General features: G+C 62.9%; 27 protein-coding genes and 1 tRNA gene. 14 read left to right on the top strand and 14 right to left on the bottom strand.

Annotated features, from left to right (window positions below):
- The 5 genes from bioD to ACQ4MM_RS00475 are packed head-to-tail and all read left to right on the top strand — an operon-like array spanning position 1 to position 5,738.
- A complete protein-coding gene (gene bioD / locus ACQ4MM_RS00495; protein ID WP_431475518.1) occupies positions 1–768 on the top strand; it encodes a dethiobiotin synthase in 768 nt (255 codons plus the stop codon).
- 12 nt (positions 769–780) lie between these two features.
- Positions 781–1,821 carry a biotin synthase BioB gene (gene bioB / locus ACQ4MM_RS00490; protein WP_431475517.1) on the top strand — a complete coding sequence of 347 codons (1,041 nt, stop codon included), beginning with the start codon at positions 781–783 and terminating at the stop codon, positions 1,819–1,821.
- A gap of 31 nt (positions 1,822–1,852) precedes the next feature.
- Entirely contained in the window at positions 1,853–3,883 is a 2,031-nt protein-coding gene (locus ACQ4MM_RS00485; protein ID WP_431475516.1) for an acetyl/propionyl/methylcrotonyl-CoA carboxylase subunit alpha, read from the top strand.
- A gap of 11 nt (positions 3,884–3,894) precedes the next feature.
- Positions 3,895–4,827 carry a 2-hydroxyacid dehydrogenase gene (locus tag ACQ4MM_RS00480; RefSeq protein ID WP_431475515.1) on the top strand — a complete coding sequence of 311 codons (933 nt, stop codon included), beginning with the start codon at positions 3,895–3,897 and terminating at the stop codon, positions 4,825–4,827.
- A 2-nt stretch (positions 4,828–4,829) separates the two neighbouring features.
- Positions 4,830–5,738, top strand: coding sequence for a hydroxymethylglutaryl-CoA lyase (locus ACQ4MM_RS00475; protein WP_431475514.1), 909 nt, complete (start codon positions 4,830–4,832; stop codon positions 5,736–5,738).
- On the opposite strand, the gene ACQ4MM_RS00470 is transcribed toward ACQ4MM_RS00475, so the two are convergent.
- Positions 5,739–6,440, bottom strand: coding sequence for a CPCC family cysteine-rich protein (locus tag ACQ4MM_RS00470; RefSeq protein ID WP_431475513.1), 702 nt, complete (start codon positions 6,438–6,440; stop codon positions 5,739–5,741).
- Positions 6,441–6,502: 62 nt separating this feature from the next.
- Positions 6,503–6,579, bottom strand: a tRNA-Pro gene (locus ACQ4MM_RS00465).
- 130 nt (positions 6,580–6,709) lie between these two features.
- Between ACQ4MM_RS00465 and ACQ4MM_RS00460 the strand changes: the two genes are divergently transcribed.
- Positions 6,710–7,201: a hypothetical protein gene (locus tag ACQ4MM_RS00460; protein WP_431475512.1), complete on the top strand. Its 492-nt coding sequence runs from the start codon at positions 6,710–6,712 to the stop codon at positions 7,199–7,201.
- A 35-nt stretch (positions 7,202–7,236) separates the two neighbouring features.
- On the opposite strand, the gene rsmI is transcribed toward ACQ4MM_RS00460, so the two are convergent.
- The gene (gene rsmI, locus ACQ4MM_RS00455) at positions 7,237–8,139 is read right to left on the bottom strand and encodes a 16S rRNA (cytidine(1402)-2'-O)-methyltransferase (RefSeq protein WP_431475511.1); all 903 of its coding nucleotides are present in this window, start codon (positions 8,137–8,139) and stop codon (positions 7,237–7,239) included.
- A gap of 199 nt (positions 8,140–8,338) precedes the next feature.
- Here rsmI and ACQ4MM_RS00450 point away from each other — a divergent pair, with 199 nt between their 5' ends.
- From ACQ4MM_RS00450 to ACQ4MM_RS00430, 5 genes are read left to right on the top strand one after another with little or no spacing between them, the layout of a single operon-like run.
- Positions 8,339–9,457: a penicillin-binding protein activator gene (locus ACQ4MM_RS00450; RefSeq protein ID WP_431475510.1), complete on the top strand. Its 1,119-nt coding sequence runs from the start codon at positions 8,339–8,341 to the stop codon at positions 9,455–9,457.
- A gap of 9 nt (positions 9,458–9,466) precedes the next feature.
- Positions 9,467–9,823, top strand: coding sequence for a YraN family protein (locus ACQ4MM_RS00445; protein WP_431475509.1), 357 nt, complete (start codon positions 9,467–9,469; stop codon positions 9,821–9,823).
- A 58-nt stretch (positions 9,824–9,881) separates the two neighbouring features.
- Positions 9,882–10,478 carry a phosphoheptose isomerase gene (locus ACQ4MM_RS00440; protein ID WP_431475508.1) on the top strand — a complete coding sequence of 199 codons (597 nt, stop codon included), beginning with the start codon at positions 9,882–9,884 and terminating at the stop codon, positions 10,476–10,478.
- Entirely contained in the window at positions 10,471–11,100 is a 630-nt protein-coding gene (locus tag ACQ4MM_RS00435) for a BON domain-containing protein (RefSeq protein WP_431475507.1), read from the top strand. The genes ACQ4MM_RS00440 and ACQ4MM_RS00435 overlap by 8 nt, the downstream gene beginning before the upstream one ends.
- Positions 11,101–11,109: 9 nt before the next feature.
- A complete protein-coding gene (locus tag ACQ4MM_RS00430) occupies positions 11,110–11,622 on the top strand; it encodes a TlpA disulfide reductase family protein (protein WP_431475506.1) in 513 nt (170 codons plus the stop codon).
- Positions 11,623–11,626: 4 nt separating this feature from the next.
- On the opposite strand, the gene ACQ4MM_RS00425 is transcribed toward ACQ4MM_RS00430, so the two are convergent.
- Positions 11,627–12,889, bottom strand: coding sequence for a DUF3034 family protein (locus ACQ4MM_RS00425; protein ID WP_431475505.1), 1,263 nt, complete (start codon positions 12,887–12,889; stop codon positions 11,627–11,629).
- Position 12,890: 1 nt separating this feature from the next.
- The gene (locus ACQ4MM_RS00420) at positions 12,891–13,307 is read right to left on the bottom strand and encodes a PaaI family thioesterase (RefSeq protein ID WP_431475504.1); all 417 of its coding nucleotides are present in this window, start codon (positions 13,305–13,307) and stop codon (positions 12,891–12,893) included.
- A 153-nt stretch (positions 13,308–13,460) separates the two neighbouring features.
- Here ACQ4MM_RS00420 and ACQ4MM_RS00415 point away from each other — a divergent pair, with 153 nt between their 5' ends.
- Positions 13,461–13,718, top strand: coding sequence for a DUF6966 domain-containing protein (locus ACQ4MM_RS00415; protein ID WP_431475503.1), 258 nt, complete (start codon positions 13,461–13,463; stop codon positions 13,716–13,718).
- Positions 13,719–13,806: 88 nt separating this feature from the next.
- Here the strand turns inward: ACQ4MM_RS00415 and ACQ4MM_RS00410 are convergent, their stop codons facing one another.
- The 4 genes from ACQ4MM_RS00410 to yfcF all read right to left on the bottom strand — a co-directional run bounded on the left by ACQ4MM_RS00410 (position 13,807) and on the right by yfcF (position 16,770).
- Positions 13,807–14,358: a YdeI/OmpD-associated family protein gene (locus ACQ4MM_RS00410; RefSeq protein WP_431475502.1), complete on the bottom strand. Its 552-nt coding sequence runs from the start codon at positions 14,356–14,358 to the stop codon at positions 13,807–13,809.
- A 58-nt stretch (positions 14,359–14,416) separates the two neighbouring features.
- Positions 14,417–15,373, bottom strand: a complete 957-nt coding sequence (gene lipA, locus ACQ4MM_RS00405; RefSeq protein WP_431475501.1) for a lipoyl synthase — start codon at positions 15,371–15,373, stop codon at positions 14,417–14,419.
- Between the two features lie 12 nt (positions 15,374–15,385).
- Positions 15,386–16,054 (bottom strand): lipoyl(octanoyl) transferase LipB, encoded by a 669-nt coding sequence (gene lipB, locus ACQ4MM_RS00400; protein ID WP_431475500.1) that lies wholly within the window; start codon positions 16,052–16,054, stop codon positions 15,386–15,388.
- A gap of 86 nt (positions 16,055–16,140) precedes the next feature.
- Positions 16,141–16,770 carry a glutathione transferase gene (gene yfcF, locus ACQ4MM_RS00395; protein WP_431475499.1) on the bottom strand — a complete coding sequence of 210 codons (630 nt, stop codon included), beginning with the start codon at positions 16,768–16,770 and terminating at the stop codon, positions 16,141–16,143.
- A 104-nt stretch (positions 16,771–16,874) separates the two neighbouring features.
- Between yfcF and ACQ4MM_RS00390 the strand changes: the two genes are divergently transcribed.
- A complete protein-coding gene (locus ACQ4MM_RS00390; protein ID WP_431475498.1) occupies positions 16,875–17,768 on the top strand; it encodes a transcriptional regulator GcvA in 894 nt (297 codons plus the stop codon).
- Here ACQ4MM_RS00390 and ACQ4MM_RS00385 read toward each other — a convergent pair.
- From ACQ4MM_RS00385 to ACQ4MM_RS00370, 4 genes are all read right to left on the bottom strand, one after another.
- The gene (locus ACQ4MM_RS00385; protein WP_028103457.1) at positions 17,752–18,027 is read right to left on the bottom strand and encodes an HP0495 family protein; all 276 of its coding nucleotides are present in this window, start codon (positions 18,025–18,027) and stop codon (positions 17,752–17,754) included. The genes ACQ4MM_RS00390 and ACQ4MM_RS00385 overlap by 17 nt on opposite strands.
- A gap of 116 nt (positions 18,028–18,143) precedes the next feature.
- Positions 18,144–18,917, bottom strand: coding sequence for a hypothetical protein (locus tag ACQ4MM_RS00380; RefSeq protein ID WP_431475497.1), 774 nt, complete (start codon positions 18,915–18,917; stop codon positions 18,144–18,146).
- Positions 18,918–18,962: 45 nt separating this feature from the next.
- The gene (locus ACQ4MM_RS00375; protein ID WP_431475496.1) at positions 18,963–19,754 is read right to left on the bottom strand and encodes a DUF2491 family protein; all 792 of its coding nucleotides are present in this window, start codon (positions 19,752–19,754) and stop codon (positions 18,963–18,965) included.
- A 4-nt stretch (positions 19,755–19,758) separates the two neighbouring features.
- The gene (locus tag ACQ4MM_RS00370) at positions 19,759–20,634 is read right to left on the bottom strand and encodes a hypothetical protein (RefSeq protein ID WP_431475495.1); all 876 of its coding nucleotides are present in this window, start codon (positions 20,632–20,634) and stop codon (positions 19,759–19,761) included.
- A 95-nt stretch (positions 20,635–20,729) separates the two neighbouring features.
- Here ACQ4MM_RS00370 and ACQ4MM_RS00365 point away from each other — a divergent pair, with 95 nt between their 5' ends.
- Positions 20,730–21,218 (top strand): phage regulatory CII family protein, encoded by a 489-nt coding sequence (locus ACQ4MM_RS00365; protein ID WP_431475494.1) that lies wholly within the window; start codon positions 20,730–20,732, stop codon positions 21,216–21,218.
- A 45-nt stretch (positions 21,219–21,263) separates the two neighbouring features.
- Here the strand turns inward: ACQ4MM_RS00365 and ACQ4MM_RS00360 are convergent, their stop codons facing one another.
- Positions 21,264–23,165: a DUF6600 domain-containing protein gene (locus ACQ4MM_RS00360; protein WP_431475493.1), complete on the bottom strand. Its 1,902-nt coding sequence runs from the start codon at positions 23,163–23,165 to the stop codon at positions 21,264–21,266.
- Between the last annotated feature and the right edge of the window lie 70 nt (positions 23,166–23,235).

The raw sequence follows: 23,235 nt of genomic DNA, 5'->3' as shown, positions 1-23,235 counted from the left end.
ATGGCGCTCGAAGACCCTGTCATCGCTCCTGAGCCCCAAGCTGCCGCTGCTGCCGATGGCCTGCCGCCGCGCTTCGCCTGCTTTGTTGCGGGCACCGACACCGAAATCGGCAAGACGCTCACGTCTTCCGCCATGCTGTACTCGCTGGTGCGGAATGGCGCCCGCTCCTGCGGCATGAAACCGGTCGCCGCCGGTGCGGTGATGCGGAACGGCCAGTTGCACAACGACGATGCGGACCAGCTGGTCGACGCGGGCAACGTGCACTTGCCGCAGTCGCTGACCACTCCGTACATGCTGAAAGAGCCGGCGGCGCCGCATATCGCCGCAGCGCTGGAAGGCATCGCGATCGACCCGGTGCCTATCCTGGCAGCCTACATCGAAATCGCTGCCGCTACCGATGCCATCGTGGTGGAAGGCGTAGGCGGTTTCCGCGTGCCGCTAACCGATGATTTCGACACCGCCGACCTGGCCGAGCAGCTTGCGCTGCCGGTGGTTCTGGTGGTGGGCCTGCGCCTGGGCTGCATCAACCACGCGCTGCTGACCGTGGAAGCGATCCAGGCCCGCGGCCTGAAGCTGGTGGGTTGGGTTGCCAACACGCTGGAATTTGAAATGAACTTCGCGGACGAGAATATCGCCGCACTGTCAGCGCGCATTCCCGCGCCGCTGCTCGGCCGCATCCCGCGACTGGCAAAACCGACTGCCGCCGCCGCTGCCGAATACCTGAACTTCACGTCCCTGCCGAACTGGCCGGGCCGCCGCACCACGTAAGAGAGGAAGAACATGTCCCTGCAAGAACCTAAAGCCGTCCAACTGCACCGTCCAACTGCCGCAATCAAGCTGCCGGAAGCCGCCACCTGGCCCCTGGAAGACGTGATGGCCCTGTACGAGCTGCCATTCAACGATTTGATGTTCCGCGCCCAGGAAGCCCACCGCGCCAACTGGCCGGACGGCGACGTCGAGCTGGCGACCCTGCTCTCGATCAAGACCGGTGGCTGCGAAGAGGATTGCGGCTACTGCCCGCAAGCCGCGCGCTATGACACCGGGGTGGAAGCGAAGAAGATCCTGGACCTGGACACCGTGCTGGACGCCGCAAAACAGGCGAAAGACAACGGCGCGACCCGCTTCTGCATGGGTGCTGCCTGGCGCAGCCCGAAAGAGCGCGACATGGACAAAGTCGAAACCATGGTGCGTGAAGTGAAGGCCATGGGCCTGGAAACCTGCGCCACGCTGGGCATGCTGGAAGCCGAACAGGCGCAGCGCCTGAAGGATGCGGGCCTGGATTACTACAATCACAACCTGGACACCTCGCCGGACTTCTACGACAACGTGATCTCCACCCGCCAGTACCAGGACCGCCTGGACACCCTGGGCCATGTGCGCAGCGCCGGCCTGAAGGTCTGCTGCGGCGGTATCGTGGGCATGGGCGAAACGCGCGAACAGCGCGCCGGCCTGATCGCCCAGCTGGCCAACCTGAATCCTTACCCTGAATCGGTACCGGTCAACCACCTGGTGCAAGTGGAAGGCACCCCGCTGCACGGCCTGGACAAGCTGGACCCTCTGGAATTCGTGCGCACCATCGCCATCGCCCGCATCACCATGCCGAAAGCGCGCGTGCGTCTCTCCGCCGGCCGCCGCGAACTGGGCGAAGCCGTGCAGGCAATGTGCTTCATGGCTGGCGCCAACTCAATCTTCTATGGCGACAAGCTGCTGACCACCGACAACCCGGAAGCCAACGACGACCGCGCGCTGCTGGCCAAACTGGGCCTGCAGACCCGCGGCGCCGTGCTGGACTCCGTACAAAAAGAAGCCTGCGGCTGCTAAGAAGAAAATTCAAAAAAGAGTAGAGAGAGACATGTTCAAAAAAATCCTGATTGCCAACCGTGGCGAGATCGCTTGCCGCGTCGCTGCAACCGCTCGCCGCCTAGGCATCAAGACCGTGGCCGTGTATTCGGATGCGGACGCGAATGCCAAGCACGTCGCCGTGTGCGACGAAGCGGTGAACATCGGCCCGGCCGCCGCCAAGGAATCCTACCTGTGCGGCGACAAGCTGATCGCCGTGGCACTGGCCACCAGCGCGGAAGCGATCCACCCGGGCTACGGCTTCCTGTCCGAGAACGCCGAATTCGCGGACGCCTGCGCCGAAGTAGGTCTGGCCTTCATTGGACCGCCTGCTTCCGCGATGCGCGCCATGGGTTCGAAATCGGCTGCCAAACAGCTGATGGAGAAGGCCAATGTGCCACTGGTGCCGGGCTACCACGGTGACAATCAGGACGCAGGCTTCCTGCAAGAACAAGCCGACCGCATCGGCTACCCTGTGCTGCTGAAGGCTTCCGCCGGCGGCGGCGGCAAGGGCATGCGCGTGGTCGAATCCTCCGAAGCGTTCAATGATGCCCTGGCATCCTGCAAACGCGAGGCGATCAGCTCTTTCGGCGACGACAAGGTGCTGGCGGAGAAATACCTGCAGCGCCCGCGCCACATCGAAATCCAGGTATTCGCCGACACGCACGGCAACTGCATCTACCTGTTCGAACGTGACTGCTCCGTGCAGCGCCGTCACCAGAAAGTGCTGGAAGAAGCGCCGGCTCCGGGCATGAGCGCCGAGCGCCGCGCCGCAATGGGCGAAGCCGCCGTTGCCGCGGCACGCGCCGTAGGCTACGTCGGCGCCGGTACGGTGGAGTTCATCGCCAACCAGGACGGCAGCTTCTACTTCATGGAGATGAACACCCGCCTGCAGGTGGAACACCCGGTGACCGAGATGATCACCGGCACCGACCTGGTGGAATGGCAGATCCGCGTCGCCGCCGGCGAAACCCTGCCGAAGAAGCAGGAAGAGCTGGCCATTCACGGCCACTCGATCGAAGCGCGTATCTACGCCGAGAATCCGGAAAAGGGCTTCCTGCCGTCGATCGGCACCCTGCGCCACCTGGAAACGCCGGCATCGGTGAATTTCGAGCTGGGCGGCGTGCCTGGCCATCCGTCGGCCGTACGTATCGATTCCGGCGTGCGCGCGAACGACGCGATTTCCCCGTTCTACGACCCGATGATCGCAAAGCTGATCGTATGGGGCGCAGACCGCAAGCAGGCGCTGGCCCGCATGGCGCAAGCGCTGTCGCAATACCAGATCGTGGGTCTGGCGACCAATATCGCCTTCCTGAAACGCCTGGTGGAAGGCGACGCCTTCGCCAACGCGGACCTGGATACCGGACTGATTGAACGACATCATGACGCGCTGTTCCCGCCGGCGCGCTCGATCCCGCTGGCAGCCGTGGCATTGGCCGCTGTCTCGCTGATCGAGGAAGAGAAGGACAAGTCGGCCGCGCAATCCGGCGCCAACAAGGGCGATCCCTGGGGCCAGGCCCTGGGCTGGCGCATGAACTTCAACTATGCGCGCAAGCTGGCCTTCAGCGACGAGCATGGCAAGCAGTACACCCCGATGCTGACCTACCTGCCGCACGGCTGGCAGTTCGAGATCAAGGGCCTGGAAGTCGACCTGTCGCTGTTCAGGCAAGACGGCGTGGACCTGAGCATCAAGCTGGGCGAAACCTCGGTGCATGGTACTGTGCGCCGCGACGGCGATGCATTCCACGTGTTCACCGGCGGTGGCCATTATGTGCTGGACTATAACGACCCGATGGCGCACGCCGGCGAGTCCGAAGCCGAAGGCGGCCGCCTGACCGCGCCGATGCCGGGCAAGGTTGTTGCGGTGCTGGCCGAAAAAGGCCAGGAAGTGAAGAAGGGCGACGCGCTGGTGATCATGGAAGCGATGAAGATGGAGCACACCATCTCCGCGCCGCATGACGGCGTGGTCGAAGAAATCCTGTACGTGGTGGGCGACCAGGTGGCAGACGGCGCGCCGCTGCTGGCCTTCAAGACCGCCGCTTAAGGAGAAGCGGAATGCGCATCCTGCTGTATCGCGCGGATGGCAATACCGCGCCCTGGATCAAGGATTTCGCCGACTTCATGCCGGAAGCGGAGCTGGTGGTATGGCGCGAAGGCGCCGACCTGCCGCCCTGCGACTATGCCGTTCTGTGGACGCCGCCGCAGGCTATGCTGGCCGAGCTGGCGCGTGTCAAGGCGATTTTCCTGACCGGCGCGGGAGCCGATGCGATCATGAAGTATTCGCACGCGATTCCCCCGCATATCCCGATCGTGCGCTTGAATGATGCGGGCATGGGCATCCAGATGGCGGAATACGTCACGCATGCCGTGCTGCGTTATTTCCGCCGCCTCGATGAATACGAGTCGCAGGCACGTGCCGGGGCCTGGCTGCAACTGGAAGCGCGCGACAAGGCCGATTTTTCAGTCGGCGTGATGGGCGTGGGCGCGCTTGGCTCGCATGTGATCGAAGCGCTCAAGCCTTTCGGCTTTCCGCTGCGTGCCTGGAGCCGTTCGCCGAAGTCATTGGCAGGGGTTGAGTCCTTCCACGGCGAGGATGGGCTGGGCGGATTCCTCGGATCGTCGCGTGTGGTGGTGTGCATGCTGCCGTTGACCGAAGAAACCGTCCACATCCTCAACCGCACGAACATGATGAAGATGCCGCAAGGCGCTTACATCATCAACGTTGGGCGGGGCGCGCATATTTCCGAGCCCGACCTGCTGCCACTGATCAAATCCGGCCAGATTGCCGGAGCCACGCTGGATGTGTTCCGCAATGAACCACTGCCGGCGCAGCATCCGTTCTGGCAAGAGCCGCGAATCACGATCACGCCGCATATTTCCGCCCTGACGCTGCGCCGCGAAAGCGTTGAGCAGATGGTCGGCAAGATGCGCCAGCATGCGCGCGGCGAAGACATCGCCGACGTAATCAATCGCACAAAGGGATACTGAAAATGAGTTTGCCAAAGAAGGTCAAGATTGTTGAAGTGGGCCCGCGCGACGGCCTGCAGAATGAAAAGGGTGATGTCCCGGCCGATGTGAAGATCGAGTTGGTGAACCGCCTGGCGGACGCCGGCTTCCCGAATATCGAAGCGGCGTCTTTCGTATCGCCGAAATGGGTGCCGCAGATGGCCACTTCCAAGGAAGTCATGGCCGGCATTACCCGCAAGCCGGGTGTGATCTATTCCGCGCTGACGCCGAATATGCAGGGCTTTGAGGCCGCGCTGGCTGCGGGTGCCAATGAAGTGGTGATCTTTGGCGCCGCATCGGAGGCTTTCTCGCAGAAGAACATTAATTGCTCGATCGCGGAATCGATCGAACGCTTTGTGCCGGTTGCCAAAGCTGCCAAAGATGCTGGCCTGCGTCTGCGCGCGTCGGTCAGCACCGCGTTCGGCTGTCCTTACCAGGGCGACGTGCCGCTGGATTCCGTGGCTTACGTCGTGGGCCGCATGCGCGACCTGGGTTGCGACGAGATCGATATTGCCGACACCATCGGCGTGTCGACCCCGCGCAAGACGCAGGCGGTGATGGAACGCGCGATCAAGGAATTCCGCGCCAATTCGCTGGCCGGCCACTTCCACGATACCTACGGCCAGGCGCTGGCCAACATCTATGCCTCGATGGAGCTGGGGATCGAGATCTTCCATTCTTCCGTATCGGGCCTGGGCGGCTGCCCTTATGCCAAAGGCGCTACCGGCAACGTCGCTACCGAAGACGTGATCTACATGATGAATGGCCTCGGCATCGAAACCGGCGTGGACCTGGACCAGGTAGTCGACGCGGGCCAGTTCATTTCGAATTTCCTGGGCCGCAAGGGCGCCAGCCGCGCGGGCAATGCGATTGCCGCCAAGCGCGCCGGCTAGTCAGTTCTCGTCGGAGCGGCCGCGCTGCAGAAAAACTGCCAGCAGGGTGGCCGCTGCGCGCTGCAGTGATTGCCAGTTGGGCGTTGCGAACAGCGTATCCAGGTGCGGCAGGGGATGCGGCGCGCCGTCCGAGATTTCGCTCCAGACCCGCGCAAACTGTGCGATGCCGTTGCGCTCTTCCGCCGAGAAGACTGGTTCAGTGAAATGCTGTTTCCAGTCCGGCGTTACCCAATCTTCCCATTGATTCAGGACTTCGTCGGCGGCTGACATGGCCGGCGCGGAGGCCTGCAATTGCCGCTGCGCGTCGAAGGAGCTGGCCAGCTCCAGGTATTCGATGATGCGGTTGCGGACGCGGCGCAAACCGACCGGTTGCTCGGGGACTGAGGAACGCGGTGTACGCAGCCAATAATACAAATCGTAAGTGGTAGCGCCGGGCAGCGGCTCGCTGTCAGGAAGGTCTGCCTTCTGTTGCCACAGCGGGAACCAATGCGGGTCGCGTACTTGTCCAGCGCCAACTTGCGCGCCACCGAACTGCACATGGCGCACTTGGGCTTGAGCCAGGCTGTGCAGGTTTGCGCCGCTCGCGAGGAAGGGGGAGTAGAGTTGCGGCAGGTCGTCGTGCCAGTCGCAGACAGGGCACGTGGCAAGTGAGCCGGGGGCGCCGGCGAAGGTGGCATATCCGCAGCAAGGGCAGGTGAACATGGCTCTGATCCTAATGCAGAAAAAAAAAGACCTGCACGAATGCAGGTCTTTTTTCTGAAACTTGGTCGGAGTACAAGGATTCGAACCTTGGACCCTCTGCTCCCAAAGCAGATGCGCTACCGGGCTGCGCTACACTCCGAAGAAGCAAGATAATACAAGCTGGGCAGGGGGTCGTCAACCCCCAATTTAAAAGTCGGAGAATTTGGATGCCTTATCGAACGCCGCGATGGCGTATTGCAGCCGGTATCGTTATTTCTTTACTACTGCACGTGGCCGCGGTGTGGTTGGTGCGGCTGCCCGAGCCGCGCAATGCGGCCGATTCGCGTACCTGGTTGACGACGGTGGAAGTGAGAATAGTCGCGCCGCAGCCTGAGCCTGAACCGCAAGCCGAGCGCAAGCCAGAGCGCAGTGCGATTGCCGAGCCGCGCCGCCAGCCGCGATACGCAGAGCCGCGCAAGAATGCTTCTAAAAGGGAGTCGGAACTGGCCGTTCAAGCGGCCCGTGAATCCACGCTGGTCTTGCCGCCCGCAGAGCCGGGGCCGGCACCGCGCTTCGATCGCGACGCCGCGAAAATCGCCGCCCGCGACATTGCCGGTGAGCTGGACAACTCCCAGCCCAAATTGCGCGAAACCCGCGACGAAAAACTGGCCCGGCAAATCCAGAACGCCGCACGCCCCAACTGCAAAGACGGCATCCCCGGCGGCCTGCTGGCCCCGCTCTACCTGATGATGGACAAGAAAGACAGCGGCTGCAAATGGTAAATGTCCACTTCTGTTCCTGACCCCAAGGTGGACATTTACTGCTTGAGCTCGAGGGCGCGGTCGTAGAGGGCGTTCTTTTTCTTGCCGGTGATCTGGGCGGCGAGGGCGGCGGATTGTTTTACTGGCAACTCGGCCAGCAGGATTTGCAGGATGCGGTCGGTTTCGGCATCCTGGCCTGCGTCGGCTGGTGGGGCACCTTCGACCAGGACCACGAATTCGCCTTTTTCGTGGTTGGCGTCGGACTTCAGCCAGGCCACGGCTTCACCCAGCGGGCAGCGGTGGATCTGCTCGAACAGCTTGGTCACCTCGCGGGCAAATACAACCTGGCGCTGGGCGCCGAAGACATCGGCCAGCGCCTGGGCGCACTCGACAATACGGTGCGGGGCTTCGTAGAACACCAATGTGGCTGGCGCGGGCACCAAGTCTTGCAATACCGTCTCGCGCTGTTTCACCTTCGATGGCAAAAAACCAACAAAGTGGAACTGGTCGTTCACCAGGCCGCTGGCCGACAGCGCCGCCACGGCGGCCGAGGCGCCCGGCAGGGGCATCACGCGCAAGCCGGCCGCCCGCACGGCGTCCACAATCCGTGCACCGGGGTCGGAGACCGCGGGCGTGCCGGCATCCGACACCAGGGCAATCCGTTCGCCGGCCTGCAACCGGGCGATCAGGCCTTCGGCCGCTGCGCGCTCGTTGTGCATATGGGCCGCGATCAAGGGCTTGTGCAGGCCAAAGCGGTTCATCAGCTGGGCGGTGTTGCGCGTATCTTCACAGGCCACCGCGTCAACCAGCGACAACACATGCAAAGCACGCAGGCTAATGTCAGTTACATTGCCTATTGGCGTCGCCACCACGTACAAAGTTGCCGTAGGATAATTTTGGTGGGCGGTCTCGCCCAGGATTGGTAAACTGGCGAGAGGACTGGATACTTGTGCTGTCATTGGGGGATGGATGCTGTTTAAAAATATCAAAAGACTGATACTTGGCGTTGCCGCGGCCATGTCGGTCAGTGCTTGTAGCACTCCGTGCGATGCGCCCGGGGGATTGTGCGCGCCAATCACTTCGGTGACAAGTGCTCCGCCAGCCGTTGCCAAGGCGCCGCGGCCGAAACCTCCGGCCCCGCCGCCAGAGCCGGAAGCCGTGGTCGAAACCTTTGCGGTGCCGTCGCCGGAAGAGGTGGCGCGGCCGCCAGGCATCATGCAGGTGGTTCCGCAGCCGGCGGAGAATGCTGACGGCAAGCAGGCTTTCCGCATTGCGCTGCTGCTGCCGCTGCGTTCTGAAGCGTTGGGCCGTGCTGCCGATGCCTTGCGCGCCGGCTTCATGGCGGCGCTGGAGCGCGACAGCCATGGCTTTGCCATCAATGTGGTGGAAACCGGCGATTCGCCGCAGGAAGTGCTGGCCGCCTATGTCACCGCGCAGGAAAAGAACGATATGGTGGTCGGCCCGCTGGCCCGCTCCGCTGTCACCGCCATTGCTGCCAGCCCGCTGGTGGAAAAGCCGACCATCGCGCTGAACCACCCCGAGCTGCGCGGCGACCCGCAGATTCCGCCGCAGTTGCTGGTGATCGGCCTGTCGATCGAGGATGAGGCGCGCCAGGTGGCCGATTGGGGTGCGCGCGAAAACCCGTCGGCCAAGGCGCTGGTCATTTCCGGCAATTCGTCCTGGCAGAGGCGCATTGCCGGCGCCATGATGGCGCAATTGCAGCGACTCGGCCTGCGTCCGCGCAGCGTTGACCTGACGCCGCTCAACGGCTACCTGCAGGATTCGGAGCTGGTGGCCCTGCGCGGCCGCCTGCAAAGCGATCCCGCCGGCGTGTTGTTCGCGGCGCTGGACCCGGACCAGGTCCGCCAGCTCAAGATCGCGCTGTCGGCCCCGCCGCTGGGCGATATCCCGCTGTATGGCACCTCGTCCCTGAACCCCGGCCGCAGCATGTACCGCGCCGGCCCGGAGCTGGACGGCGTGCGCCTGCTCGACCTGCCATGGCTGGTGCAGCGCGACCATCCGGCGGTGATGGCCTACCCGCAGCCGATTCCGCGCGATGAAGCGCGTATCAGCGCCGATATGGAGCGGGTCTATGCGCTGGGCGTCGACGCCTTCCGCATCGCCCGTGAAATCGCCATCCAGCCGCAGCGCCGCTTCCAGCTCGATGGGGTAACCGGCCAGTTGACCATCGATTTCGGCAACGGGCCATCCTGGTTCGAGCGGGTCGAAGTGCCGGCCGAGTACCGCAACGGCGTACCGGTGCCGGTCACCCAATAAGGACATGGCATGCCTCGCACCGAACTCCAGGAGATCGGCCGGGGCGGCGAAGACCGGGCCCTGGCCTACCTGCAGCAGCAGGGGCTAACCCTGGTCGAGCGCAATTTCCTGTGCAAGACGGGGGAGCTGGACCTGGTGATGCGCGATGGCGATCATCTGGTGTTCGTCGAGGTCCGGGAACGCAACAATCCCCGCTTTGGCGGCGCTGCCGCCAGTATTTCCCCCGCCAAGCAGCGCCGCGTGCTGCGGGCCGCCAAGTTTTACCTGCTGCGTTTTGTCAAAATGCCACCATGCCGTATCGATGTGGTGGCCATCGACGGCGAGCACATAAGTTGGCTGCGCAGCGCTATCATTGATCAAATGTAAGCATTTTTAACAGCGCTTGTGAGGCCCGCCAAGCCACTGCACTATAATTACGCACACTATGAACAATCAACGCATCCTCTCGCACTTCCACGAAAGTGCTGAAATCAAGATCCAGTCCGCAACCGTCCTGGCGCAGCCTATCGCGCAAGCGGTGGAACTGATGTTCTCTGCCCTCTCGAACGGCAACAAGATCCTGGCTTGCGGCAACGGTGGCTCGGCGGCTGACGCCCAGCACTTCGCCGCGGAGCTGGTCGGCCGTTTCGAGCGTGAACGCTTCCCGCTGCCGGCCATTTCGCTGGCAACCGACACCTCCATCCTGACCGCTGTGGCCAACGACTACAGCTACCGCGAGATTTTCTCCAAGCAGGTGCAGGCATTCGGCCAGGCCGGCGACATCCTGCTGGCGATTTCCACTTCGGGCAATTCGGCCAACGTGATGGCCGCAATCGAGGCGGCGCTGGAGCGCGAGATGCGCGTAGTGGCACTCACCGGCAAAGGCGGCGGCGCGATCGGCAAGATGCTGACCGACGCTGACGTGCATATTTGCGTGCCGGCAGAGCGTACCGCCCGTATCCAGGAAGTCCACCTGGTGACCATCCATTGCATTTGCGACGGCATCGACGTCGCCCTGTTCGGAGGAGATGTAAATGAATAAAGCCCGCCCACTTTCGCTGGCCGTGATGGCCGCGGTCCTGGCGAGCACCACCCTGTCCGCCTGCGCCCCGATCCTGGTCGGCGGCGCGGTTGCAGGTACCCTGGCTGCATCGGATCGCCGCACCCTGGGCGCGCAAACCGAGGACAAGTCGATCGTTGTGAAGGCCGAAGTAAAGATGCCTAACATCGCCGGCAAGAGCTCGCACGTCAACGTGAACAGCTTTAACCGCCGCGTGCTGCTGACCGGCGAAGTGCCGGACGACGAGACCAAGGCCAAGGTGGAACGTGAAGTGCGCGCCATCGACGGCGTGCTGAACGTGAACAATGAGCTGGAAGTGGGCTTCTCCTCCAGCTACACCTCGCGTTCGAACGATGCGCTGATCACCTCCAAAGTGAAACTGAGCCTGGCCGATGCCAAGGATATCTCGGCCAACTCCTTCAAGGTCGTGACCGAGAAGGGTGCCGTGTTCCTGATGGGCCGTGTGACCCAGCGTGAAGGCGCGCAAGCTGCGGATATCGCGCGCGGCGTCGCCGGCGTGACCAAGGTCGTCAAGGTACTCGAATACATCACCGATGAGGACGTCAAGCAGTACCAGCCGTCCCAGCAGGCTTCGCAAGGCTAAAGAATCGTCATGAGTACGGGCTCCAGGGCGTGGGTTAAACCGGCGATTGCGCTTGCCGTCATCGCCGGCATCGGCTTCACGTCGTACCAGTCGCTGAACAAGCACCAATCCGCCCCTGCGGTCACCTTCCTCGGCATCAAAGGGGAAAAGATCACGCCCGAAAGCCTGAAGGGCAAGGTCGTGATGGTCAATTTCTGGGCCACCTCGTGCACCACCTGCGTGGCCGAGATGCCGGAAATGGTCGAAACGTACAACAAGTACAAGAGCCAGGGCCTGGAATTCATCGCCGTGGCGATGAAGTACGACGCGCCCAACTACGTGGTCAACTTCACCGAGACGCGCCAGCTGCCATTCAAGGTGGCGCTGGACGTGACCGGCGATGCGGCCAAGGCCTATGGCGACGTCTCCATGACGCCGACCACCTTCGTCATCGACAAGGACGGCAACATCATCAAGCGCTACGTGGGCAAGCCAGAATTCCCGGCCCTCCACGCACTGCTCGAAAAAGCCCTGAAGGGCTGATCGCCTAGAAGGCCACCTGCGCGGACACGTAAGCGCCGCGCTGGGTCTTCGGGTTGAAGACCGTGATCGTTCCCAGGTCCGCATACGCCGCAGTCAGCGAGAACTGGCGGTTCGGCAGCCATGCCAGGAAGATGTCCTTGTAGGCTTTCTCGTTATCCACACTGAGATTGTGCGGTTTGCGGCGGTATTCCGCGCCAAGCACCAGCTTGCGCGTCAGCAGGTAGCCGATGGACAGCTCGGGCATGATCTTGCGGCTGCTTTCCTTGTCGCCGCCGAATCCCAATAGCCCCATCTGGTTGGCGCGTGTGCTGCGCAGGGTGCCGTTCACCAGCAGGCTTTGTTCAAACAGGATCTTTGTGGCGCTGATGTAGAAATCCGTGCCGCGCTCGGACTTGGCGCCCAGCTGCCTGACGCTGCTGACACCGAGTGCGCCGAGGCCACCAACACCTTTGTTCTTCTTGTACTGCAGCCCGATGGCGATTTGCGGCAGCCAGCTATCCTGCTGGTAGACAGCGTCGCCTGCCATGCGCAGCTTGACGCCGAAAATATCCTGTTTGATGCGCAGCTGGTCGAGCGGGGCCAGCTCCCCTTTGAAATCCTGGCGTGCCAGCGAGACTTCAACGCGGTCGCCAATGCCGACGGCTGCCCCATAGCTGAGCAGCTTGTAGTCTTGTGTGGCGAGGTGTGTGACGAAAGCGCTGGCGCCCCAGCTATCGCGCGTGCCGTAGCCGGTAATCATTGCCCACGGCACGATGCCGCCGCCAGCGCTGCCTTCCACCATGCTGGCGCCGCCGGTGGCGATGAATTTGCCGTGGTCCGGCTTTGCTTCCGGCGCGCCGCCGCCGGCGGTCACGATATCGCGGTGCATGGGCGCCAGCTTGGCGACCAGCCGGTTCGACACGCTGGCTGGTACATTGTTGCGCTCCATCGCGATTTGCAGGTCTTCCGTCAACGCGTTGAAATGCTTGTCGTTGAGCTTCAGATCTTCATGCGCGGTCTTCATGTCGCGGTTCTTGCCATGGCCCGTAAACTTGCATGGGCCGCCGGACAATTCGCAGAACTGGTCGGCCAGCCGCGCCTTGGTTTGCGGGATGTCGAAGCCGTCGAAAGTCTCCTTGATGCGATCATCGGCCAGCACGATCTCGAACATCGTGCCGACGATGCGTTTGATCCCCGCATCGCCGCCAAGCCCGCGATAGAGGCTATCGTCCTGCGCATATGCCGCCGAGGCGGCCATCAGCAAGCCAGCACCAAGGAGTTTTCGCATATTAGCCTTTGGGGTAGAGGATCATTTGCGTGCAGCGGAACAGGGCGATAGCCTTGCCGGTCGCTTTGTTGGTCACCGTCGCGTCCCACACTTGCGTCGTACGGCCGCCGTGCACCATGCGGGCGGCGACGGTGATCGTGCCTTCGCGCGCAGTGCCGAGATGGTTCGACTTCAACTCAATCGTGGTGAAATTCTGGGCGCCTTCCGGCAGGTTGGCGATGCAGCCAAAGCCGCAGGCCGTATCGGCCAGGGTGACGACCGTGCCGGCGTGCAGGTAACCATTCGGCGCCAGGTGGTGCTGGACGATGTCGATTTCCGCCTGCAATTCGCCTTCGGAAGCGCCGGTGACGCGAACGCCCAGGTGGCCGGTCAGGTTGTTGTGAGTAAGTTGATTGAGTTTTTCGAGGTCGAATTTCATCGGGGTAGTCTCCGTTTACAGATAAAGAATCATATCAGCGGGAAACCGGGTATGCTTACGCATGCGCGACCTGCCCCACAAGGGCCCGGTCTGCAGGCATGACCAGAAGCTCAAAAGGTGGATTCAACCGATTAATTTTACGGAGAATTTCCCATGAACGAACGAGAGCAACTGTCTGACATCGTGCAGCGCATGGAAGTAAAGCTGGCACAGGGCCACCAGGATGATTGGGCCCGCCTGCTGCACCGCGCACGCACCTTGAGCGCCTTCGATTGTTCGGCTGCGAAGGGCGAGATCCTGCACTATTTCGGCGGCGCCGGCTCAATCAGCGATCTTCAGCTCGACGAAGAATTCAGCGACCTGCGCACCCAGCTCTACACCCTCTGCTACGGCAAGCGCACCACGCATTGAAGCGCAAGGCAGTCCGACTGCCCTGGCCAGCGTGCGTGCCGGCTTTGAAATCCTGGCGTCCGGGCGACGGCCTATCCCTGCGCAAGCTTCAGTCGTCCAGGCCTTTTCCGGCCAGGATCTGCGGCATGCATTTCTCGACACGAGATTCGCGCGTCCTGGCTTGCTTGGCGGAGGAGAAGTGCAGCAGGTAGCCGCGTTGGCGGCCCGGGGTCAGGGCGTAGAAGGCTTCGGCGAGCGCAGGATGCTCGTCGAGCTTTTGCAGGAATTCGTCGGCCATCGGGAAGTCGCTGGTGTCCTTGAATTCGACCTTGGCGCCGGACTTTTCAAGCTCGATGGCTTCTTCAACGTAGGACTTGATGATTTTTGCCTGCCGCTTGATGTCGGCCAGGCTGGTGAAGCGGAGCTGGCGCCCGGCCTGCACGTTGGCGGTCTGCTGCACCAGGATGTTTTCCGGGTCCTGCATCAGGGAACCCTTGAACAACAAAAGCGCGCAGTATTCCTTGAAGCCGTGGATCAGGACGATGTTCTGATCATTGTAGGTAAAGCACGCGCAACCCCATTTCGTCTCCTCGGTCAGGTGCGTGGAGAGAACGATCTTGCGCAGTGCTTCGAATTCCTCGTGCCATTTATGCTCAGCCATTCCTGCCTCCTATTCTTGTTAGGTCGGCAATATACTACTTCAGAATGGCTGATTTGGCTCAGGCCTGTTCCAGTACGTTATGCGCCTGCTCGTCAGCGTGATAGGACGAACGCACCATGGCGCCAACTGCGGCGTGGGCGAAGCCCATTTCGTAGGCTTTTTCCTCGAACATCTTGAACACGTCCGGGTGCACGTAACGGCGCACCGGCAGGTGGCTGTTGGACGGCGCCAGGTACTGGCCGATGGTCAGCATGTCGATGTCGTGCGCGCGCATGTCGCGCATCACTTCCAGGATCTCTTCGTCGGTCTCGCCCAGGCCAACCATCAGGCCGGACTTGGTCTTGACGTGTGGGTAGCGTGCCTTGAAGTCTTTCAGCAAGGTCAGCGAGTGCTGGTAGTCGGCGCCTGGGCGGGCTTCCTTGTACAGGCGAGGCACGGTTTCCAGATTGTGGTTCATCACGTCCGGCAGGCCGTCGGCGAAGATGTCCAATGCCTTTTCCAGGCGGCCGCGGAAGTCTGGCACCAGCACTTCAACCTGGGTCTTCGGCGACAGTTCCTTGGTCTTGGTGATGCACTCGACGAAGTGCGCGGCGCCGCCGTCGCGCAAGTCGTCGCGGTCCACCGAGGTGATCACCACGTAGGACAGGCGCAGCTTGGCGATGGTGTTGGCCAGGTTTTGCGGTTCGTTCACGTCCAGCGGGTCGGGACGGCCATGGCCCACGTCGCAGAACGGGCAGCGGCGGGTGCACTTGTCACCCATGATCATGAAGGTAGCAGTACCCTTGCCGAAGCATTCGCCGATATTCGGGCAGCTCGCTTCTTCGCATACGGTCACCAGCTTGTTCTCGCGCAGGATGTCCTTGATCTCGTAGAAACGGGTCGAAGCCGATGCGGCTTTGACGCGGATCCAGTCCGGCTTCTTCAGGCGTTCAGCCTGTTCGATCGGGATGATCTTGATCGGGATGCGGGAGGTCTTGTCGGCGCCTTTTTGCTTGTCGCTTGGGTTGTAAGTCATAGCTGCTTGCTTTCAAGTTAATTCAGGTTCGGCCACCTGGAGCTGGTTAACCAGCTCATTGGCCAGGGCCTGCTGGACATCGGCCAGCGGGACATCCACGCCCATCGAGCGCATGTCGATGGTTTCCAGGCCTGCGTAACCGCAGGGATTGATCCAGGTGAAGGGGGCCAGGTCCATGCCCACGTTCAGCGATACGCCGTGGTAGGTGCAGCCATTGCCGCGCACCTTCAAGCCGAGGGCTGCGATCTTGGCGCCTTTTTTAGGGCCGTTGGCGATGTAGATGCCGGGCGCACCTTCGATGCGCTCACCGGCGAGATTATACGCGGCCAGCACATGGATGATCGCTTCTTCGATCTTGTTGACGAACTGGCGGGCATACAGCTTGCCGCCTTTCTTGTTGCGGCGCAGGTCCATCATCAGGTAGATCACCACTTGGCCGGGACCGTGGAAGGTCACCTCGCCGCCACGGTCGGTCTGCACCGTGGGAATCGACGTAGCGCCGGCCAGCAGGTGGCCACGGTCGGCGCCCAGGCCCAGCGTATAGACGGGCGGGTGCTCGACGATCCACAGTTCGTCGGGCGTATCTTCCTGGCGCGCGTCGGTGAAGGCGCGCATCGCTGCGAAAGTTGGCTCGTATTCGGCTTGGCCGAGATGGCGGATCACCGCCGGCTGGATAGGCATAAGGCTACAGGTCGGGAAAAGCCCCGCCATTATACCGGCCCAGCCCTTTCACTGCTTAATGGCTAAGCAGTTTTATGCCGATTTCCTTAAGCTGGCATCAGGTTGATGTTCTTTAGCCAATCTTGCAAAGACTCCCGCTGCCATTGGTGCGCGACGTAATCCTTGAGCTTTTGCGGCACCGGATCACCATTCATCACCAGCCGGCTCAGCATGACGGCGAGGTCGGTGTCGGCGATGCACCAGCGGCCAAACAGGTAGGGGCCGTCGATGACTCGCTCGGCCAGGCGCACCAGCTTATCCGCCGCCGCCTGGGCGGCGGGGGACAGCGGCTGTTCGGCGCGGCGGTAGAACACCGTGTAGGTGCTGCGCTCTTCCCTCAGCGCGCCCAGGTCGCTGCGCACCCAGGCCTGGATCTGGCGGGCGACGGCGCGTTTCTGGGGCAGCACCGGGTACAGGGCACGGTGTTCGGGGGCCGGGAACATCTCGTCCAGGTATTCGGTGATGGCGCTGGACTCGGTCAGCATGAAGTCGTTGTGCACCAGGCAGGGCACGCGGCCGGTCAAGGCCTTGCCGGTATAGGACAGCTCCTTGTTCTTGCCGGCTTCCAGGTCCACGGTCTCGAGTTCGAAATCGAGGCCTTTTTCGCGCAGGGCGACGAAGGCGGAAATGGCGTAGGGGCTGGTGAACTGGCTGTCCACATACAGTTTGAGGCTCATGGCGGGGCTCCGGCTTGGTTAGGTTTATTCACATGGTATGCCTTGCTTCATGCTTGCCAAAACGATATATTTTCTATTGCCTGGTTAGTTTTCCTCACAACGATATGCGTTTGCCGAATTTGTCTGCCCTGCGCGCCTTTGAGGCGGCGGTCCGTCACGAGAATTTCTCGCGGGCGGCGGCGGAGCTGTGCCTGACGCATGGCGCCATCAGCCACCAGGTGCGCGGGCTGGAGGAGGAACTGGGCGTGCAATTGTTCGTCCGCAATGGGAAACAGGTGATGGCCACACCGGAGGCGCGGCGCTACGCGGCGACCGTGGCGCGCTGCCTGTCCGAGCTGGCCGATGGCGCGGCCGAGCTGCGCCCGCCGGACGGTGTGCAGCGTCTGAGCGTGACTGCGATTCCTTCGTTTGCGGCGCGTTGGCTGGCGCCCCGGCTGGGGCAATTCATCGAACAGCATCCGACCATCGAAGTAATCCTGCAAGCCAGCGGCCAGTTGCAGGACCTGGTGCGGGAGGGGATCGATGTCGGCATCCGCTTCGGGCGCGGCAAGTATCCCGGGCTGGATGTCGAGCGCCTGATCGGCGAGATTTACTACCCGGTAGCGAGTCCTCACTATCGCGGTGGGCAACTGCCTGCTTATCCACAGGACTTGGCGAAGGCCACGTTGCTGCGCTCGAACGAACCTTGGGCACCCTGGTTCCGGGCAGCCGGACTGGACTTGCCGGAGCCTTCCGGCGGCGTGATGTTCGAGGACTTGTCGATGCTGATACGCTCCGCCGTCGACGGCGACGGGGTGGCATTGGTGCGCCACGTGGTGGCGATGCAGGAAATTGCGTCGGGCCAGCTGGTGCGGCTATTCGATATCGCCTCGCCTTGCCCGGATGATTACTACCTGGTCAGTCCGCCCGGCGCCCTGCAGAAACCGCAGGTGCGGGCGTTCCGTGAGTGGCTGAAGGCGGAAATCGCCCGCAGCCAGCTTCTTACAACACCATCTTGACCATCGGGTGGCCGGACAGCGCGCGGTAAATGTTATCCAGCTGCTCGCGGCTGGTAGCGCGCACGGTGCAGGTCAGGCTGGTGTAATTACCCTTTGCCGATGGACGCGATTCCATTTTGCCTTCATGGAACGTCGGGTCGTGCGCGACCACCACTTCAATGATCGTGGGGGCGAAGGCGTCGTGGGTAGCGCCCATCACCTTGATCGGGAAGTCGCTCGGATACTCGATGAGGGACTCTTCAGGCGGGATGGGATTCATCATGATTTTTCCAATCTTGTAACAAAAAAAAAGACCCGGCGCGGTGCGAGTGCGCCGGGTTCCATTTTACATCGTTACATAGATGGCTCCTGGGAGCCATTTTTCAAGTCGGCGGCTTATGCCGCAGCGGCTGGCGCCGTGTTCGACAGGCGTTGCAGGCGCTCCAGGGCCGATTCGCTGCCATTCGCCGGGTTGGTGACCGATTTACGGATCGCGTCGATCTCGGCGGCCTGGTCGTAAGGGCGTTGGCCGATGTCGGAGACGATCTTCATGCCTTCGGCTTGGTTGGCGATCGTCTGGGCACGCTTGGTCAGCGCGTTCAGCGCACTGGTGTTGCCGCGCATACCGGACAAGTTCGCCAACTGGCTCTGGCGATCGGCACGCACTTCCTGCAATTCGCGCTGGGCCTTGGCCTGGGCCAGGGCTTGCATCGCTTTCTTGGCGGCGGCGTCGAAGTCAGCCAGTTGCTGCGACAGGGCGTCGACGATCTTCTGCAGTTCTTCCATGTAGGACTGGGCATCGGCTTCTTCCTGGATTTCCTGCGGCAAGCGGCCCTTGTTGGCTTCCAGTTCGTCGCAGAACAGGTTGATCGTGGCTTCCGAAATCTGGCCGGCGGCCAGGCGTTCTGCCAGGGTGCCGGTGGCTTTTTCATCGGTTTCGATCAGCTTGCGCAGGCGGACCACGTCGTCGCGCTCCTTGTTGAAGGCGGAGCGGGCCTGGGCCAGCTTTTGGGCGGCGCTGCGCAGGGTGTCGGCCAGGCGGTCGCGGTCGGCCTCGGTCGCCGTTTCCGGGTCAAAACTGGCGATGGCTTCCGAGACACGGTCGCCCAGGGCGCCAAAGTGCTTGGAAATCAGTCGTGCAGTCAGGGACCAGCCATTCGAGTTGCTCATTTTTTGCATCCTTTCAGTTAAGTTCAATTCACCAAGCGGCGGTCGTTATTGGATGACCAGCCGTTCCTGCTCCACCGGGATTCCCACTACGAAATCGACGTGAATCCCGCGTTTTTCTGCATCGCCGTTCACGCTCTGGAGGATCTCCGTCGTGACCAGCAGATATTCCTTGCTGCCATCGCCCAGTTGCCGGGCGTACGGCATGAAGTACAGCTCCTGCTTCAAGCCCTGCATGCCGCTGGCTTCATCGATGCGCGTTTCGGTGCCCGTGAAGGGCGGGACGAAACCGGCATTCGGGTCGCCGACATCGCGCTCGAAGTCCAGCGCTTCCTGCTCGCCGAAGGCGGTTGCCAGCACTTCGCTGTCGGCGCCGCCTTCTTCGAGCTGGCTGCGCCACAGGCTGAATTGCAGGTCGCCCAGGCCGCAGCCGCCGGCGCCGGTGAAGGCATCCTGGTCTTCCGCCGTGGTGGGGATGAAGCGCACCAGTTGCGTGCAGTACAGGATCTCCTTCACCTCGCCGTGTTCGTCCACATACAACTGGAGGAACTTTTCGCGCTCGTCTTCGTCGCCCTTGGCCAGGTAGTAGCGGTAGAGGCGGCCGGCCATCGTCAGCTTGAACTGGGAAATAGCGAGGATCCGGCTGTCCTCCGCTTGCGGCAGCGCGACCAGGGAGCCATTGGCGCTGGCGCGCAGCAGGGGCGACGCTTGCAAGTCCACCACGCTGCCGATCCTGGCTGCCAGCGGCAGGCTGCGGTCTTCCGGTTGCGGCGCGTCGCTTTCGACTCCGCGGCGCTTGGCGCCGCTGCGCAGGTAATCGATGGCGTCTTTCCAGCCCATTGGCTTAGTTCCTTTCAAACGAGTAGTTAGAGTTCTTTTTCACTTCCTGTGCCCCTGCCATCAGGCGGAAGGCTTTCCAGGCCAGCCAGACCAGGCCGCCGATCAGCAGGGCTACCGCGAGCTTGGCAAGGGTGCTCGATTCGTGAGCGGCCGGCTTGGCTACCGGGGCTGGCACCTGCGCCTGGCGGGCAGTTTCCACGACCGCACCGGCGATGTCGCTTGCGCCGGCCGCGTCCGCCATGGCGCCGGTATTGCCGCTGACTTCAGCTGGCATGGATGGCGCCGGCGCCGGCTGGGCGGCCGGGGCCGGTGCTGCATGGCCGCTGGCGGCGCGGCCCAGCATGAAGCCGCCGATGCCCCACAGCCAGCCGTTGCTGCTGTCGCGGACGATTACCGGCGCAGGTGCGCTGGTCGAGCCGCTGCTTGGGGCGCCATGCTGGGCGTAGGCACCGCCACCATTCCCGCCGCTTCGGCCGCCGGGAACTACCGGATCGAGCGGTGGCAGCGGGGGCGTAGTCCCGGCGCGGGAGGCCGTTGAGCTGCCAAAGCTGCCGGGGGCGGACTGCCCGCCAGCAGTGGCGGCGGCACGGCGCGTGTCATATGTCCGCATTGCCTGGTCCTGCGCGGCGCGGCGGTCGAGGTCGCGCGACATCGCCGAATCGCGTTGTGGCGCGCGCGCCGCAGCCGGCGGCTGCGACTGGCGCTGGCCGAAGGTGCCGAAACTTGGCTGTTTCGGGGTGCTGACGCTGCGCGACACCGTGCTGCGGCCGGACGAAAAGCCGCTGCGGTATGAGCCGCCTGGGCGGGCTTCGGCCGTGTTGGCGACTACAATGGCCACCACGATTGCCATGATGGCCGCGAAGCGAGTGCGCTTGAACATGAAATTCACCGTTGTCAGGTAGTTAAACTTTCGATGAAAATCAGCATATCTTTCAAACAATCCGACTGCATCGGTAAAAAAAGGCCAGCTTCACCATGACGAAGAAATACCTGGACATGAACCAGCACGACGCGCTCTACAAGGTGGCGCGCACTTTCCCCGGCGGTATTGAGGCACTTGCCCAGCAAATGGGCATCTCCGCCAACGTGCTGCGCAATAAGCTGTCGCCGACCATCGCCTCGCATTACCCCTCGTTCGAGGAGGTTTCCACCATCGTCGACCTGTGCCACAAAGCGGGTGTGCATGAAGCCATGCTGCCGCTGCATGCGCTGCTGACGCGGCATGGCATGGCGGCCTTCATCGTGCCGATCCCAGATGACGTGAGCAACGACGACCTGTCGCAGACGGTGTGCAAGGTAATGGCCCAGGTGGGCGCGGTGGCGGAGGCGGTGTCGGAAGCCCTGCTCGATGGCAAGGTGACGGAGGCGGAAGCCGACCTGATCGAGCGCGAGTTCCATGGTGCGCTGTCGGCTCTGGGCGAGTGGCGCGAGCGCATTCGCCAGCGGGCCAGGATCGGAAAATAAAAAAAGCCAGCCATTTTTAGTGGCTGGCTTTGATGGGCAGTCCGCTTAGCGGCGATTTCCCTCGTTGTCCATGCGTTCCTGGCGCTCCTGGGCACGCTCGCGCGCATCCCGGCGCTGTGGTTGTTGCTGCGGCTGGGACGGCTGAGGCTGCATTTGCGGCTGAGGTTGCGGTTGCGCTGGCTGTGGTGGTGGCGACATTTGCGCTGGGCGCGCCGGCGACATCTGCACCTGCGGCGCTTCGCGGTGGCCGCGGTCTTCACGTGCCTCACGATTCATGATCCCGAAGCGCGGCTCGTGGCGCGGCTGTTCGATGCGCTGTGGCTGTGGCTGTGGCTGCGGCTGTGGTTGCTGCTGCTGCACTTGCGGCGGCGCGGCCTGGAACTGGGGCTGCTGCTGCGGCGCGGTGATGATGCCTGAACGGCGTGGCTCGTCACGCGTATTGCGGCCGCGCCAGTTGTCGCGATCGTCATTGTCGGTACGGGTCCAGTTCTGGCGCGGCTGCTGCGGCTGCGAGGTAATCTGCTGAGGCTGCTGCTGCGGCTGGGTCTGCAACAACGGCTGGCGTGACTGTTCCTGGCGCTCGACGCGGCGGTCCTGGCCGCGATCGCGATTGAAGCGGTCGTCGCGATCCCGGTTGAAGCGATCGTCACGGTTTTGCTGCAAATCCGGCTGACGCTGCGGACGTTGCAGGCTGGAGGACAGCACCGGCGGCGCGGTCATGATCGGCACGTTGCGCACATCCTGCGGTGTGACGCGCGCTCCATTGTTCACCGGAATATGGCGGCCACGGCCCCACTGGTCGCTCGGCAGGGCAGTCACGCCATCGCGGCGGCCGTCGTGGTCGCGGTCCCGGTAGCGTTCATGCCAGCGCTCGTTGGTGCGGTGGTTCCAGACCAGGCGCCGTTCGAAATCCGACGACACGCGGTAGGCCGGCACATAGCGGTCGCGCGGGCTCAGCGGGTACCATCCCACCGCCGGACCCGAATGGCCCGAACCAAAGCTTACGCTCCAGTTGTTGCCGCCGACCCAGCCCACCAGCGCCGGCGACCACACCGGGCGGCCAACCACACGGCCTGGCGTCCAGCACCAGCGGCCGCCCACCACAACCCAGCGGCCATAGTGGAATGGCGCATAGCCCCAAGGCGAGTTGTCGACCCAGGTCCAGCCCCATGGCGAAATCCAGACCCAGCGGCCGTCGCGGTAGGGCGCCCAGCCGGCCGACACCGCGCGTGGGAACCAGACGTTGCCGTACTCGCGGTCTTCGACCCAGTTGCCGTAGTTGTCCAGGTCTTCGTAGCCGGTCATGTCGGCCGTCACATAACGCGAGGCGACCGCGCCTTCGTCGCGGCGGTCACGGCCGGAAACCCAGTTATCGAAATCATCACGCCTGGCCAGCGCGGTAAACATATCGTCGCCGCGCACTTCCACGCGTTTGCCGGAGCGGGCGGTCAGCATGGTGCCGGCGCCTTCCACGCGGACGTTGCCGGCGAAGACATTGACCATGGTGGTGTCGGGCGCGCGTTCGGCATCGACGCGGAAGGAGCCAGGCTCGGTCAGCGTGACGCGCGCTTGCGGCGTGAGGAATTCAAATTCGTTGAGCATGCCGGGATCGCGCATGCGCACGGCGGCGGTACCATAATTCAGGCGCAGCACCAGGCGATCGTCATCCAGCTCCTGCACCTCGAGGTCGGTGTCGCCGTCCAGGCGAATGGCGGCCGAGCCGACACGGAATTCGGCACGCGCCCCGGAGGCCGTCGTCAGGTGGTTTTCGCTGGTCACCGGCCAGTTCATCAGGTTGCCGGATTCTTCCTCGCCATTGACGAGCATGGTCACCCGGCCTTCGGTGACGGTGACCCGGCCCACCCGGGCGGGCGGGTCGGCCATGGCGACCGAGGTCACTGCGACCAGGGCTGCCAGCATCAGGAACTGCGCAATCTTGCGGCTCATTTTCATTCTCTCCAAGGGAACGTTCTAAGGCGTTTTCGTTTTTATATAACGCCTGAGCCCCCTTGGCGAG

The organism is Massilia eburnea, assembly GCF_050709955.1.
In the GTDB taxonomy this organism is placed as follows: domain Bacteria; phylum Pseudomonadota; class Gammaproteobacteria; order Burkholderiales; family Burkholderiaceae_D; genus Rugamonas; species Rugamonas eburnea_A.
Note: the sequence above shows the minus strand (reverse complement) of the source record. Positions and strands in the feature narration are given on the sequence as shown.